A 14,498-nucleotide genomic window follows, 5' to 3' on the forward strand; every position below is an offset into this window, starting at 1 on the left:
TTATAGCACCATATTTGAGATTTAACAATTCTTTAACCTTAACACGGTTTATTTTTATTCTCTGATGTGATATTATTTGATGGTCAGGAAATTTCAGCTGGGAGGTGCATATAATGAACATGAGCGTAACAGAACAGGATAAGAAGAAAGTCTTAAGACTGGCGCTCTTTGCAGGCGAGATAATGCTCTGCAACGGAGGAGAGACATACAGGGTGGAAGATACCATACTAAGGATATGTCACTCCAGAAATATATATCATGTGAGCGCATTCGTTACGCCCACGGTAATAATCATAGCAGATGACCGTCACGACGGTTTTTCGTTCATGAAGAGCATAGACACAAGGACCACCAATCTGCAGAAGGTAGCCATGGTGAACAACTTCTCAAGAGAGTTCGTAAAAAGCGACATTGCTCTTGATGATGCGATACTCCATCTTCAGGCCATACTTGAAAAGTCCGAATATCCGGACTGGTTCAGGGTAGTCCTGTGTGCGATAGCCTCGTCCATGTTCACGGGAATGCTCGGCGGATCTCCGCCTGATCTTCTTTGCGCACTGGTGATATCTCTGATTGCCACAGTGACCTCAATAAAGATGTATGATCTGGACAACAATTCCTTTTTGTCAAATGCAGTCAGTGGAGTCATAATAGCAATACTCGCCATACTCAGCCTTAAAAGCGGCATAGGAAACAACATGGACATGATAATAGTAGGATCCATAATGCCTCTGCTCCCCGGAGTATCATTCACGAACGGGCTCAGGGACTTTATCGCAGGCGACCTCATCTCCGGAATGTCAAAGGTATTCGAGGCAGCAGTGCTTGCCGTAGCAATCGCAATCTCGGCCGGTTCAGTGCTGAGCATATATATAAGATACGGAGGTGTGATCTGATGTCTATGTTTGCACACTTCACATATTCTCTGCTGGCCACCATAGGCTATGCCATATTTTTTCAGCTTCCGAAAAAACTGCTGATTTACGCAGGCCTTACCGGAGCAATCGGCTGGATAGTAAACGTGCTTCTCACTCAGGCAGATGCAAGCCTGGCTTTCGCCAATCTTGCCGCCGCAATAGCAGTTGCAGTAATGAGTGAGATTTTTTCAAGGATAAGCAGGAATCCCGTGACCATGTTCGTGATCCCGGGCATACTGCCCATAACACCAGGTTACTCGCTGTACATGACTATGTACTATTTTACGCAGAATCAGATAGAGGATGCGCTTTCCAAAGGGCTTCAGACACTTGCCGTGGCCGGAGCTATTGCAATCGGGATAATGCTTGTATCATCGTTTGGAAAGATATCGAGAAATATCATCGCAAGAAGGCTCATGAAAGACAGGCACGACGTATGATTTCATATCGTTTTTATGCAATGAAAAAAGATGCACTCAGGAAATTAATTTTTCCGTATGCATCTTTTTTATTTTCTACTGCTTTATCTTTGCAAATATCATTCTTCCTGCCGCAGTCTGAAGCACAGTGGTCACAATTACCGTAAACTGCTGTCCTATCAGCTTCTTGGCATTTTCCACTACGATCATGGTTCCATCATCAAGATATGCAACTCCCTGATTATGCTCCTTGCCTTCCTTGACAATTACTACGACCATCTCTTCCCCAGGTATCACTACGGTCTTTACCGCATTTGCAAGCTCGTTGATATTGAGCACCTTGACCCCCTGGAACTGAGCCACCTTATTGAGGTTGAAATCATTCGTAAGGACTTTTCCATTCAGTGTCTGTGCGAGCTTGAGCAGCTTCATGTCCACCTCCGAAATGTCCTCAAAATCCATATCTGATATTTCAAAATCCAGCTTGAGCTCCTCCTGCATTATATTCAGGATATCAAGCCCTCTTCTTCCCTTTATCCTCTTGAGATCGTCAGAAGAATCCGCTATGTGGCGAAGCTCTTCAAGCACGAACGTTGGAACTATGAATTTTCCTTCTATGAACCCCGTCTTTGCTATGTCTGCAATCCTTCCATCGATTATCACGCTTGTATCAAGCACCTTTGGCACACCGGACACAACCTTCTTTCCAGCCTTATCCTTGTGCTGACTGATTTTCAGGCTGCTGGCAATGCTGAAGATATCATCCTTTCTCCTGGTTGACATTCTGTATCCGAGAATTCCAAGAAAAACATATATTACCGCAGAAATAGCCGAACCGATAACAGGTATCTGCGTTACAAAGCTACTGATAAAATAAGCAACAATAAGTCCAATGATAATTCCGCCAAGTGAAACCAGCATATCCAAGGTCCCTACCGATGCTGACTCTTTTTCGATCTTTACGATAATCTTCTGTCCTACCTTGATAAAATATGGCGTGAGGAAAAAAAACAGTACTCCCATCCCCAGGGTGAGTGCTGCAAATACGGCAACCTCGACAAGCCTGGATACATTATAGAGCCTGTCCATAATCACACTTACATAGAGATAGGTCGCAAAACCGGTCGTTACCCCTACAAATGAAAAGACAGCTCTAAGCAATTTCTTCACCATAATTATTACTACCTCCTTTCCCCTTATTTTATAAATACATATCTATTATATTCTTTTTTCACTGAAAATACAATTTAAGATTTAGTTACAGATTTGAGTGCAAATTGAATTAAAGGTCGAGTTTCATGTCTCCAGGTCTTATCCAGCCCCATTTTCTGAGAACCCCGGCAACGAAAAGCGAAATCAGCGCCGGAAGTATGAAATGCAGAAGCAGTATCGCCATATATACCTCGGAGCCCTCACCCATTGCCGCTATAGTCCCTACCTGCCCGACAAGCCCGCAGGTCCCCATGCCTGCGCCAATCGGAATATTCTCCATCTTGAATATCATAGTGGACACCGGACCCAGCACTGCAGAAGCCGCGATGGAAGGTATCCATATCCTAGGATTCCTCAGGATATTTGGCATCTGAAGCATAGACGTGCCTATGCCTTGAGCCATCAGTCCTCCAAACCCATTCTCTCTGTAGCTTATGACCGCAAATCCTATCATGTTGGCGCAGCAGCCAACAGTGGCCGCTCCTGCAGCCAGGCCGTCAAGCCCCAGCATCATGCAGATCGCAGCGCTGCTTATAGGCAGAGTGAGCGTAATCCCAACGACCACAGAAACTACAGCTCCCATGACAAGCGGCTGCATCTTTGTCGCATTCACGATGATTGCCCCCAGTGCAGTCATTATGCTCGACACATACGGCCCCACGAACTGCGCTGCCAGCACACCTGTAATTATGGTGACTGCCGGAGTCACTATAATGTCCAGGCTGGTCTCCTTTGAAACCACTTTTCCAAGCTCTACCGCTATCAGCGTGGCGCAGTATACCCCCACAGGTCCTCCAAGCTCATTTGCAGCAAGCCCTACTATAGCAGTTGAAAACAGTACCAGCGGAGGCGCCTGCAGACCATAGGCTATGGCCGCAGCAATCGCCGGCCCTGTGGCAGTCCTTGCAAAAGGCGCTATTACATCGGTAAAGAGCGCTATTTCGAATTTCTGACCTATAGAATTGAATATGGTCCCGATCAGAAGGGAAGCAAAAAGCCCCAGCGCCATGCTTCCAAGAGCATCAGTAAGATAGCGCCTGAATGAAATCTCAATGTTCTTTCTCTTTAAAAATCCATTTTTCATATTTACGACCTCACAATGTAAAAAACGTATAAGCTTGATAGTCAAGATTATACGTCTCTGTTTTATAGATATTAGTGTTTCTCTTCCTTATTCGCCTCATTAAGCATATATGAAAGCACGAAAAGGCTATCGCTGAGATGCACATTTTCCACGATTATCCTTGAAGGAATATCAAGATCTACCGGAGCGAAGTTCCATATGCCCTCGATCTTAGTCCTCGCAAGCTTGTCTGCTATTGACTGCGCATGCTCCTTAGGCGTACAGATGACTGCTATCTTTATATTGTTCTTTTCGATATAGTCCTCCAGCTCTTCTACATCATAGATCTGAAGATCTCTCATCCTGAGTCCTATAAGCTTTGGATTCGCATCGAAAAGCGCCTTGACTGAAAATCCTTTTTTCTGGAACCACGGATAGTTTGCAAGCGCCTGTCCCATATTTCCCGCTCCAATTACTACAGCGCTGTATTCATGGTCAAGCCCAAGTATTTTTCCAATCTCTTCATAAAGCTCCTCAACATTGTAGCCATATCCCTGCTGTCCAAAACCTCCAAAGTTGTTGAGGTCCTGCCTGATTTGAGATGCCGTGAATCCAATGATTTCGCTCAATTCCTTAGAAGATATCCTGTATATCTCCTTATCGATTAGATCTTTTAAATACCTATGGTACTTTGGCAATCTCCTGATTACCGCCATAGAAATGTCTCTGTCTGATTTGCTCAATTAATCCACCTCATCCTGTTTTATTCTGTTTTTAACCCTATAATATTTTATTAAACCAAATTTTAACAAAAATGTCAAATAATTTACAGAATCTGATACGCATAATATGATATAATCTATATTGCAGAGATAAAAAATGCCCTGCAAATATAACATATCATGATTATGGAGAAGACAATGATTACACTCTCAGTTAATAATATAACCAAATCTTACGGCATTGAAACAATTATAAATGATATTTCTTTCGCAATAAACGAAGGTGAGAAAATAGGCCTCGTAGGGTCTAATGGAGCAGGAAAGACGACGCTCTTCCGCATCATCACCGGCAGGCTCGAAAAGGACTCCGGACAGATATTCTTTGGTAAAGATATAACAATTGGATATCTCGAGCAGAATGTGAAAACCGAATCTGAAAACAGCCTCCTCGATGAAGCGCTTCTGTGCTTCGAGGATGTCATAAAGCTCGAAAGAGAGCTGCGCGAGCTCGAGCACAGGATATCCGAGTCCGCTCACGATAAAAAACTCGATTCCCTGATGAATGAATATGCCCGAAAAACAGAGCAGTTCACGAATATGAACGGCTATTCCTACAATTCAGAGGCAAGAGGCATACTCAAGGGCCTCGGATTTTCAGAATCCGATTTTGAAAAGCCGGTGAACCTGCTTTCCGGAGGAGAGCAGACAAGGCTCATGCTTTCAAAGCTGCTCCTCAAAAAACCAGATGTCCTGCTGCTTGACGAGCCTACCAACCACCTCGACACAATGGCAGTAGAATGGCTCGAGACATACCTGAAGCAGTACAGAGGCAATGTGGTAGTGATATCCCATGACCGATACTTCCTCGACAAGATAGTCGACAGGATATTTGAGATCCACAACAGGACCCTTACGCAGTACGGCGGAAACTACACCGACTACCTCGAAAAAAGAGAAACCATTCAGCAGCTGATGGAAAAGGAATACAAGGAAAATCAGGAAGAGATAAAGAGGCAGAAGGATATAATCGCTCAGCTCAAGGCCTTCGGAAGAGAAAAGCAGGTAAAGCGGGCAAGAAGCCGCGAAAAGCTGCTCGATAAGATGGACACCGTAGACAAACCGGACTTTGCGAAGAAGAAAGCCTCCATAACCTTCAGCCCTTCCGTAACTAGCGGCTACGAAGTCATGAAGGTCGAATCGCTCTCCAAGGCATTCGGAGAAAGAGTGCTTTTCTCCGACCTCGACATCCAGATATTCAGAAACGAAAAGGTAGCTCTGCTTGGCCCAAACGGAGTCGGAAAGACTACGCTATTCAACATACTGCTAGGAAAAGACACGGCTTATCAGGGCCAGGTGACATACGGCACCAACGTCCACCCTGTATACTTCGACCAGACGAGGCAGGACCTCAATCAGGAAAATTCAATAATAGACGAGGTGTGGAACGAGTATCCGTCCCTCACAGAGACCAGAGTGAGAAGCATGCTGGCAGCCTTCCTGTTTACAGGGGATGATGTTTACAAAAGGATATCTTCGCTGAGCGGAGGCGAGCAGTCAAGAATATCCCTCCTCAAGCTTATGCTCTCAAACGCGAATTTCCTGTTCCTGGACGAGCCTACCAACCATCTCGACATAGAATCAAAGGAAGTCCTTGAAAACGCGCTCAATGTGTACGAAGGCACCGTATTCTTCATATCGCATGACAGGTACTTCATAAACAAACTCGCAGACAAGGTCCTCGTCCTTACAGAAGACGGCATAAGAGAATTCCTCGGAAACTATGATTACTATCAGGAAAAGCTTCAGCACGAAAAGGAAGACAGGGAAAGAAATCAGAGCGAAGCGTCCCAGAGCAATGTGACCAGAACACAGATAAAAGCGCAGCAGAAGAAAGACAAGGAAAAAGAAAAAGAATACAGGAAGCTCAAAAAATCTGTAACCGACAAAGAGCAGAGGATATCCGAAATAGAATCGGAAATAGAAAATTGCCACCAGCAGCTCTGCCTGGAGGAGATATATTCAAATCCTGAGATGACCAAAAAGGTCACTGAAGAAAAAAACAGACTTGAAACTGAGCTTGCAGAAGCATTCGAGAAATGGGAAGAGCTTCACCTCATGCTTGAGGATCAGCAGGATCAATAAGTATATTCTATCGGACCTATCATTTTTTTCTATCAAAAAACAGTTTTCATGCATGATATAATAGAGCCATGAAAAAACAATACAAAATCCTGATATTTGCATCGCTCATAATAATGGTAATCGCGTGCGACAGGCATTTCGGATGTTCTGAATACCTGCGAAATACAGAAAACCTCGCATTCCTGAATCAGATGGTAAAGGAAAACCTTCCTGCGGCAGTTGCCATATATACCATATTCACGATCATAGGATGCGTGGTGCTCGCGCTTCCCGGCATAACATTCGCCGTACTGGCAGGAATGATGCTGGGACCATGGCTCGGAATACTCGCCTGCCTTTTTGCGACTACACTCGGAGCGTGCATAGCCTTCATAGCAGGGCGCTTCTTTCTCAGGGAAAGCATAAAGCCTTTGCTTGAAAAAAACAGGATGCTCAAGAAGCTCCTGTTTTCAGAAAACGAAAAAAACAATATTGTAATCCTCATGATAACGAGGATGGTTCCGCTTTTCCCATACAACCTGCAGAATTTTGCATATGGGATAACCGACATAGGCTTCTGGGAATACACTGTTTACACATTCGTGTTCATGTTCCCCGGAGTATCATTCTTTACGATAGGCGCCGCCGGGCTTACCGCAGGAACAGACAGCTGGAAGTATTTCCTTGCCGCCGCTGTCCTGGCAGTCCTTGTGACCCTCTCCGGAATACTCATAAAAAAGAGATACCTCAATCCTGAAGAAGAGGAAGTTTCATGACAAATCTTATCCGGTTTGCCCATGAAGGCTTCTTCTTTTTTTGAATAAAAAGCTCAGATACGTATATTCCGTCACATCCGCCCATTCCAAAGGAATGAACGCAAGAGGCGCAGTAGCTGACGACCTTTGGAGAGCTGCACTGCGAAACCCTCTTCTCAAGGATCTTCATCCCCTTTTCAGGCTCGAGAGCCATCGTCATGTTTATCTTACCGCAGCATAGAGTATTTTCACGGCTGTTTTCAAATTCAAGTATATTTATGCCCAGCTTATTCATGATGCTTCTTACCGCATCATGGTCGGAAACATTCTTTCTGGCTGTGCATGGATCATGAACCATCATCTCCTCGCCGCCGTATATGTCCTTCATGTCAGGCGGAAAATGCTTGTCTATCAGAGGCCATATCGAAACCACGTTCATCCCCTTATCTCCAAGAGTCTTGAAACAGTTCGGGCAAGCAGTGTATACAGTGCCGCAGTGATTTCTTCTTATCTTATCTATGCGTCCCTCAAATTTAGCGCCTTTCCATATATGCCTCGAAGGCTTTGCGCAGCAGAATCCGGAGAGCTCCATTTCCGGATCCGTCTTCCTGAGGATCCCGTAGAGCTCCATCACCGCATCGCTGCCAAGGCTCATAAGGGAACACCCCGGAAAAAACACGCTGTCGGAGCTGGATTTCCTGTGTCCAGTTCTTTTTGCAAACACCGGGCTGAAGCTCAGCAGCTGATGAGTCTCAACCACCAGCTGATTCTTATAACGCCTGAATCTTTCTTTCAATTCTAAACTCTCTTTCTTTTCCTGTCATCAAGTATCTTCTTTATCATGAATCCAAGTATGCTCACTCCAAACAGTATGAACAGCCCTGAAACGAATTTCTGCGCTCCTCCAGTAAGCATGCCGCCAACGTATGAATATACTATTGTAGCAGGAAGCTGGCCTATGCCCGTTGCTATGAAGAACGGCACGAATCTCATGGAAGTAAGTCCCGCAGCATAGCTCACTATGTCAAAGGATACGAAAGGCAGAAGCCTGCAAACCACTATCGCATATTTTCCATATCTGTCAAAGAATACATCCACGCTCTCAAGTGCAGCCTTTGGCGCGAATTTTGTAGCTATGTCCCTTCCCAGTATCTTTGAGATGTAAAAGCACAGAGCTGCCCCTGCCATCGCACTGCTCCATGACAGTACCGCACCGACCTTCCATCCGAAAAGCGCAGCATTTGCAAATGTAAGTATAAATGCAGGAAGCGGAGCCATTACAGACTGGAACATCATAAGTGCGAATGATACTGCCATTGCATATACTCCATAGCTCTTTATGAACTCCCTCGCAGCGTCTCCCTGCGGATCGAATATCTTAATTATTTCATTGATCTTTGAATTGAATGACGGTACTGCAAAATATGCTCCCACCAGTGCCAATGCCACTATCAGCGTAAGTATCTTGAGATATTTTTTCATCTCAGTATTTTTTACCTCTTTGCTCATTATTTCCTCCTGTAGGTTGATTTTTTTGATATACCTTTTAATTCTATATCTTTTGACAGTCACATACAAGGCGGATTTTGATTAAATTTCATGATGAATGATATAGATAAAAATAATGGCAGAGCATATGCCCTGCCTATCTCTTCATATTCTTTCCAAAGCGATTCCTGTATGTCGTGAGCATCACTGTAGCCGCATAGTCATAAACTGCCATGACAGCTATTATCACAGGGATCATAATCGCCGGAGCGCCCTGATATATCAGCTGGCTTCCTGCGATGGCTGCTGCAAGAGATATTATGACGAAGTAGACTGCCTTCGTAATGAGCTCCTTCTTCAGGTCTCCTGATTTTTCTATATAATACTTTACTATCGTATACAGTCCCAGCAGGAATATGTACCCGAGCGCATTGAGCTTGTTGGGCATTATAACGGCCGCCATCATGGCTGAGGATATATAAAAGACGATGCCGTTCTTTTCTCCCTTTTCGATGATGACTATCCCGATGATCACGCTTGCGAGGCCCATGAAGATAGTCTCATTGAAGGATGTGATGCCCGCAAAATAAAGCAGTATCTGATTTATTGCGAGCATCATTCCCATAAATGCTATATCCGAGCTCCTGGTATTTCTGTCTCTTCTTACAAACATGATATCAGATCACACCCCACGCATTCACAGCATGAATCCATACACCATATCTGACAGCAGAGGTTTCCGCATCCGTCTCCCGAGTTATACTGCCTGTAGGTGCTCTGATATCTCTGTCCCTGATTCTGGAGCGCATAGTAGGCATTGACGTATTCCACATTTCCCGGATCCATCTCTACTGCCATAGCCATATCCTTGAGCGCAAGCCCGAGATTTCCAAATCTGCTGTATACGAGTCCGGAAAGGAAATACCACTCCGCATTCTTGAGAGATATGGAGTCAAGCGACTGCCTTGCTCTTCTCAGATCGTTTCTTGCAATGAGAGTCCTTATGTTTACGTAATTGTAGCCTCCGCCATTTGCCCCTGAACCTGCTCCCTGACTGTATCCTCCAGAATTCTGATTTCCAGAGCCTCTCGTATTAAAGCCTGCCCTTGATTCCTGATCGTTCATTATCATGTCATACGCTGACTGAACTTCCTTGAATTTCTCTTCGGCAAGATCAGCAAGCGGATTGTCCGAATGCACGTCCGGATGATATTTCTTCGCAAGCTCCCTGTAGGCCTTCTTTACTTCGTCCTTCGATGCTGTTCTGGGTACTCCAAGCACCTCATATGGATCTCTGATTTCCATCAAAAATGTCCTCCTCATTACAAGTTTCATTCATTGCTTTGTTAAGTCTCTGGACTATTCCAGAATAGACTATGTTATCAATTATGCCTTTGTTCTTCAGGAGCGGGAGCCTGTCAAGCTCTTCGCTCAGGCATGAAAGCAGGAAGAACAGCTGCTGCTTTGTCTCTTCTTTAAGGCTCTCATCCGCCGCCCTTTCAGAAAACGGATTATAGCTTCCTTTTTTCATGTCCTCTTCAAGATCCTCAAACGCATCAAGTATATATATATATTTGCCCGTATAGAATCCAGCCTGGTACATACTGGTGCTGAATACATCCTTTTGATAGTCAAACAGCTCTGCCATTATATAGCCGAATATATCTGCCATTTCCTGGATATCGCTGCTTCCACTTTTTTCAAGTCTCGAGAGCTCCTCAAGGTTTTCTCTTACGGCCTTTTCCTTCTCAGGATATTTATTCCTGGCTTTCTCAAACGCATTGCCGAGCATGGACATAAGCACTCTCGCCTTTGCCGAGCCGTCATCATTTACATCATCCTTAAGCTTGTAATATGTCAGTATGATGTTCATAGCGCTGCAGTAGCTCGATATTTCATTGGTTATGACTGCTTCCTTTTTGTGAGGGTGAGATATGCATCTCTTCATCTCTCCATGGTCATCTGGCTCATAAAGAGATGTCAGAAGTATCTGCAGGAAGGTAGTATCAAAATTCAGAGAGAGCCTGCTCAGGTTTCCATATTCCTTTTTGAGGGTCATGCATATGCCGCAGTAATAGCCCTTGTAGGCAAGTATCTCCCGGTGCTTCAGCTCCATCTTGTTTGTTCTTATATATCCGAACATAGTTCTCCTGTCATGCAAAATTACAGAAAAAGACAGATTTCTCTGCCTTTCCCCCTGTATCTATATCCTAGTATTTCTTCTTGTATGAGTTCTGGCTCATGTATTTGAGCGAGTTAAGGGCTTCTCCCGTTCCTCTTGCTACACATGATACTGTATCTTCGGCAACGTATGCCTCGATTCCAGTCCTCTTCTGTATAAGCTTGTCAAGTCCCCATAGCAGAGATCCTCCGCCTGTCATGAGTATTCCCTTGTCGCTTATGTCTGCAGAAAGCTCAGGCGGCGTCTTTTCAAGAACTGAATGCACGGCATCAGCTATCTGAACAACGCACTCCTTGAGTGCAGAAAGCATCTCAGTTGAGCTTATCTCTCTGAGTTCAGGAAGTCCTGTAACGAGGTTTCTTCCTCTTATTTCCATGAAAACCTCTTCTTCTCTCGGATATGCAGTTCCTATCGTCTTCTTGATCTCCTCTGCAGTTCTTTCTCCGATCAGCATTGAGTGGTTCTTTCTCATGTATCTTATTATCGCTTCGTCAAAAGTATCTCCCGCTACCTTTATCGATGTGCTCTCAACTATTCCGCCAAGAGATATAACCGCTATGTCAGTAGTTCCGCCGCCGACATCTACGACCATGCATCCGTTTGGCTTCGAAATCTCTATTCCAGCTCCGATTGCCGCAGCGATAGGCTCCTCAATAAGGAATACTTCTCTCGCTCCCGCTTCCATCGTAGCATCTATTACCGCTCTCTTCTCAACCTCAGTAACTCCTGAAGGCACGCATACCATTATCTTCGGCTTGAAGAACTTGAACATGCTCACGCCCCCTGTTATCTTATCGATAAAGTACTTGAGCATTTTTTCAGTAACCTGATAATCAGAGATAACTCCCTCTCTCAGCGGTCTTATGGCAACTATGCTACCTGGAGTCCTTCCAAGCATCATCCTTGCCTCTTCGCCTACTGCCAGCACGTTTCCGGTAGTAGTATCTATCGCTACTACAGATGGCTCATTAAGAACAATCCCTTTGTTCTTTACATATACCAGTACCGATGCGGTTCCTAAATCAATACCTATTTCAGGTGCCATTATTTACCTCCTAAATAATCTTTCATTTTTTAAATTAAATATTTTCTTCAACTTTGTAAATCTCCGCGCCAAGCATGGACAGTTTACCTACAAGGTCCACATATCCTCTTTCTATGTGATATATATTCTTTACAATAGTTTCACCTTCAGCAACGAGTCCGCTTATTACAAGGGCCGCTCCCGCTCTCAGGTCCGTAGCCATTACCTCGGAGCCAGTGAGACGGTCTCTTCCCTCTACGATTGCAGACTTGCCGTTTATCTCTATGTTCGCGCCCATCCTTATGAGCTCAGGAACATTCATGAACCTGTTCTCGAACACAGTTTCAGTAATAGTTGATTTTCCCTTTGCCAGGCACAACATAGCCATGAACTGGGACTGCATGTCAGTCGGGAATCCCGGATGAGGAAGCGTCTTTATGTTCGTAGGCATTATCTCCTGTGCCCCGATTACCCTTACGCCGTTCTCATGCTCCTCTACGGTGCATCCTACCTCGATCAGCTTTGCAACGACAGGTTTTATATGGTCTATTATTACATTGTCTACAAAAATATCACCCCTGGTCATGGCTGCTGCAACCATGTATGTGCCCGCCTCTATCCTGTCCGGAATGACTGTATGCTCAACAGCTTCAAGCTTTTCAACTCCGGTTATCTTTATGGTGTTGGTTCCTGCGCCTCTTACCTTTGCTCCCATCTTGTTGAGGAAGTTGGCAAGGTCTACTATCTCAGGCTCCTCCGCCGCATTCTCTATGGTAGTAGTGCCCTCAGCCAGTACGGCTGCCATCATGATGTTCTCTGTCGCTCCTACAGAAGGAAAGTCCAGGTATATCTTGCTTCCTGCCAGCTTCTGTGCAGCGGCTTCGATGTATCCGTGATCCGATATTATCTCAGCGCCCATGGCCTTGAAGCCCTTTAAGTGAAGGTCTATAGGTCTTGTTCCTATAGCGCAGCCTCCAGGCATCGAAATCTTTGCAGTGTTAAATCTTGCAAGGAGCGATCCCATTACCAGGAATGATGCTCTCATCTTGTTCACGAGATGATATGGAGCCTCGGTTTCCTTTATCTCTGTAGCATCGACTACAAGCGTTTCTCCGTCGTACTGTACCTTTGCGCCCAGGTATCTGAGAAGATCGGACATAACATTCACGTCCCTCAGATTAGGCACGCTCTTTATAACAGACACTCCATCCACGAGAAGTGTCGCTGCAATTATAGGAAGCACGGCATTCTTTGCGCCGCTTACTCTTACCGTCCCCTTGAGAGGCTTGCTCTCCTTCACAACTATATATGCCACGAATTTCATTCCTTTCAAATTCGAATATTCTTATATAAAACCGTTCCTTAATTGTTGCACTTTAATTATTACCTACAGTTATCTAGTATATCATATTATTATTAATATTAAAATGATTTTTACACATTTTCTTGTTTCCTGTCATTCTCCTGAAACAATATCAAGTGCGCGTTGTTTCTCTATCCTTGCATCCAGATATCTGCCAAGCAGTATGCTGACTATCTTGAATGTAGGCACAGCAAAGAGCATCCCGAGCATCCCAAAGAATCCGCCGCCTATCAGTATGGACAGGATTATATAGAAGGGCGATATCCCCACCTTGTCTCCAAGGATCTTAGGTCCGATTATATTTCCATCGACCTGCTGAAGCACCAGTATGAAGATAGCTACCCACAGCGCCTTTATCGGACTGATGAACAGTGTTATCAGTATCGCAGGTATAGCTCCTATGAATGGCCCAAAATAAGGAATCATGTTGGTCACTCCTACAATCACGCTCAGAAGCGTTGCATAAGGAGCTCCCAGAAGCTTCATACCCGCAAAGCATATGAGTCCTATTATGAAGGAGTCTATAGACTTTCCGATTATGAAATTTGAAAACACCTGATTGCAAAGGCTGAAGAAATTCATGACCTTGTCATATCTCTTTTCTCCGGACATAGCAAGTATGAACTTGTTCATCGCAACGCCAAATTTCTCTTTCTCAATCAGGATATAGATCGATACGATTATGCCTACTATGAACTTCAGCAGCCCTGAGGTTATTCCTATAACCCTCACGAGGAGTCCGTTTATCGTGAGATTCATGAACTCAAGGAGCATGGTCGAAATCTCCGCTATATTTGACTGTATATATTCCTGAAGATTCAGCCTTTCTACAAGGGAAAGCCTGAGGAGAGTTTCATTGAACCATATCTGCAGCCCCTGAATATAATCAGGCAGCTTTTCAATGATATCGAAAAGGTTTTTCATTATTATCGGAGTGACGATTATTATAAACAGTGCTATAACGCCAAAGAATATCAGATAGCATATCGTCATCGAAAAGAATCGTTTCACCTTGAGCTTTGTCTCAAGCTTAACCATCAGCGGATTTAGTATATATGCGATCGCAAATCCCCAGAAAAACGGTATGAGTATGCTCACGAGCAGATTTATATTTTCAAATATCCAATGATAATTCTCTACCCCTTTATATATGATTATCACTATCAGTGCCAGAACAATCCAGTTTGAATTCTTCCTTATCTTGCTGACCACGACGCCTCCTCCAGAATGCA

The 14,498-nt window shown here is 44.4% G+C and carries 15 protein-coding genes; 4 read left to right on the forward strand and 11 right to left on the reverse strand.

Annotated elements, in window-relative coordinates; all coding sequences use genetic code 11:
* The first annotated feature begins 113 nt into the window (after positions 1 to 113).
* Entirely contained in the window at positions 114 to 896 is a 783-nt protein-coding gene (locus tag AC4PGZ_RS09770) for a threonine/serine exporter family protein (RefSeq protein ID WP_492158432.1), read from the forward strand.
* Positions 896 to 1,357, forward strand: coding sequence for a threonine/serine exporter family protein (locus AC4PGZ_RS09775; protein ID WP_492158433.1), 462 nt, complete (start codon positions 896 to 898; stop codon positions 1,355 to 1,357). The genes AC4PGZ_RS09770 and AC4PGZ_RS09775 overlap by 1 nt, the downstream gene beginning before the upstream one ends.
* Positions 1,358 to 1,432: 75 nt before the next feature.
* On the opposite strand, the gene AC4PGZ_RS09780 is transcribed toward AC4PGZ_RS09775, so the two are convergent.
* The 3 genes from AC4PGZ_RS09780 to AC4PGZ_RS09790 all read right to left on the reverse strand — a co-directional run bounded on the left by AC4PGZ_RS09780 (position 1,433) and on the right by AC4PGZ_RS09790 (position 4,354).
* Positions 1,433 to 2,509, reverse strand: coding sequence for a PIN/TRAM domain-containing protein (locus AC4PGZ_RS09780; RefSeq protein WP_492158434.1), 1,077 nt, complete (start codon positions 2,507 to 2,509; stop codon positions 1,433 to 1,435).
* Between the two features lie 109 nt (positions 2,510 to 2,618).
* The gene (locus tag AC4PGZ_RS09785; RefSeq protein WP_492158435.1) at positions 2,619 to 3,632 is read right to left on the reverse strand and encodes a PTS sugar transporter subunit IIC; all 1,014 of its coding nucleotides are present in this window, start codon (positions 3,630 to 3,632) and stop codon (positions 2,619 to 2,621) included.
* A gap of 71 nt (positions 3,633 to 3,703) precedes the next feature.
* The gene (locus AC4PGZ_RS09790) at positions 3,704 to 4,354 is read right to left on the reverse strand and encodes a redox-sensing transcriptional repressor Rex (protein WP_492158436.1); all 651 of its coding nucleotides are present in this window, start codon (positions 4,352 to 4,354) and stop codon (positions 3,704 to 3,706) included.
* A gap of 177 nt (positions 4,355 to 4,531) precedes the next feature.
* Here AC4PGZ_RS09790 and abc-f point away from each other — a divergent pair, with 177 nt between their 5' ends.
* Together abc-f and AC4PGZ_RS09800 are read left to right on the forward strand one after the other, a co-directional pair.
* Positions 4,532 to 6,475 carry a ribosomal protection-like ABC-F family protein gene (abc-f, locus tag AC4PGZ_RS09795; protein ID WP_492158437.1) on the forward strand — a complete coding sequence of 648 codons (1,944 nt, stop codon included), beginning with the start codon at positions 4,532 to 4,534 and terminating at the stop codon, positions 6,473 to 6,475.
* Positions 6,476 to 6,543: 68 nt separating this feature from the next.
* Entirely contained in the window at positions 6,544 to 7,230 is a 687-nt protein-coding gene (locus AC4PGZ_RS09800) for a TVP38/TMEM64 family protein (RefSeq protein WP_492158438.1), read from the forward strand.
* Here AC4PGZ_RS09800 and AC4PGZ_RS09805 read toward each other — a convergent pair.
* The 8 genes from AC4PGZ_RS09805 to AC4PGZ_RS09840 form a co-directional block, all read right to left on the reverse strand.
* Complete coding sequence (locus tag AC4PGZ_RS09805; RefSeq protein ID WP_492158439.1) at positions 7,202 to 8,005, reverse strand: heterodisulfide reductase-related iron-sulfur binding cluster; 804 nt, start codon at positions 8,003 to 8,005, stop codon at positions 7,202 to 7,204. The two genes, AC4PGZ_RS09800 and AC4PGZ_RS09805, sit on opposite strands and share 29 nt — an antisense overlap.
* Before the next feature lie 2 nt (positions 8,006 to 8,007).
* Positions 8,008 to 8,718, reverse strand: coding sequence for a TVP38/TMEM64 family protein (locus tag AC4PGZ_RS09810; RefSeq protein WP_492158440.1), 711 nt, complete (start codon positions 8,716 to 8,718; stop codon positions 8,008 to 8,010).
* A gap of 136 nt (positions 8,719 to 8,854) precedes the next feature.
* A complete protein-coding gene (locus AC4PGZ_RS09815; protein WP_492158441.1) occupies positions 8,855 to 9,370 on the reverse strand; it encodes a hypothetical protein in 516 nt (171 codons plus the stop codon).
* Positions 9,361 to 10,002 carry a DnaJ domain-containing protein gene (locus AC4PGZ_RS09820; RefSeq protein ID WP_492158442.1) on the reverse strand — a complete coding sequence of 214 codons (642 nt, stop codon included), beginning with the start codon at positions 10,000 to 10,002 and terminating at the stop codon, positions 9,361 to 9,363. The genes AC4PGZ_RS09815 and AC4PGZ_RS09820 overlap by 10 nt, the downstream gene beginning before the upstream one ends.
* Positions 9,980 to 10,840: a DUF5685 family protein gene (locus AC4PGZ_RS09825; RefSeq protein WP_492158443.1), complete on the reverse strand. Its 861-nt coding sequence runs from the start codon at positions 10,838 to 10,840 to the stop codon at positions 9,980 to 9,982. The genes AC4PGZ_RS09820 and AC4PGZ_RS09825 overlap by 23 nt, the downstream gene beginning before the upstream one ends.
* Positions 10,841 to 10,907: 67 nt before the next feature.
* Complete coding sequence (locus AC4PGZ_RS09830; protein ID WP_492158444.1) at positions 10,908 to 11,924, reverse strand: rod shape-determining protein; 1,017 nt, start codon at positions 11,922 to 11,924, stop codon at positions 10,908 to 10,910.
* A gap of 34 nt (positions 11,925 to 11,958) precedes the next feature.
* Positions 11,959 to 13,218 (reverse strand): UDP-N-acetylglucosamine 1-carboxyvinyltransferase, encoded by a 1,260-nt coding sequence (gene murA / locus AC4PGZ_RS09835; protein WP_492160267.1) that lies wholly within the window; start codon positions 13,216 to 13,218, stop codon positions 11,959 to 11,961.
* 141 nt (positions 13,219 to 13,359) lie between these two features.
* Positions 13,360 to 14,478: an AI-2E family transporter gene (locus tag AC4PGZ_RS09840; RefSeq protein ID WP_492158445.1), complete on the reverse strand. Its 1,119-nt coding sequence runs from the start codon at positions 14,476 to 14,478 to the stop codon at positions 13,360 to 13,362.
* Positions 14,479 to 14,498 lie beyond the last annotated feature (20 nt).

The sequence above is a fragment of the Proteocatella sp. QWL-06 genome, from assembly GCF_058684135.1.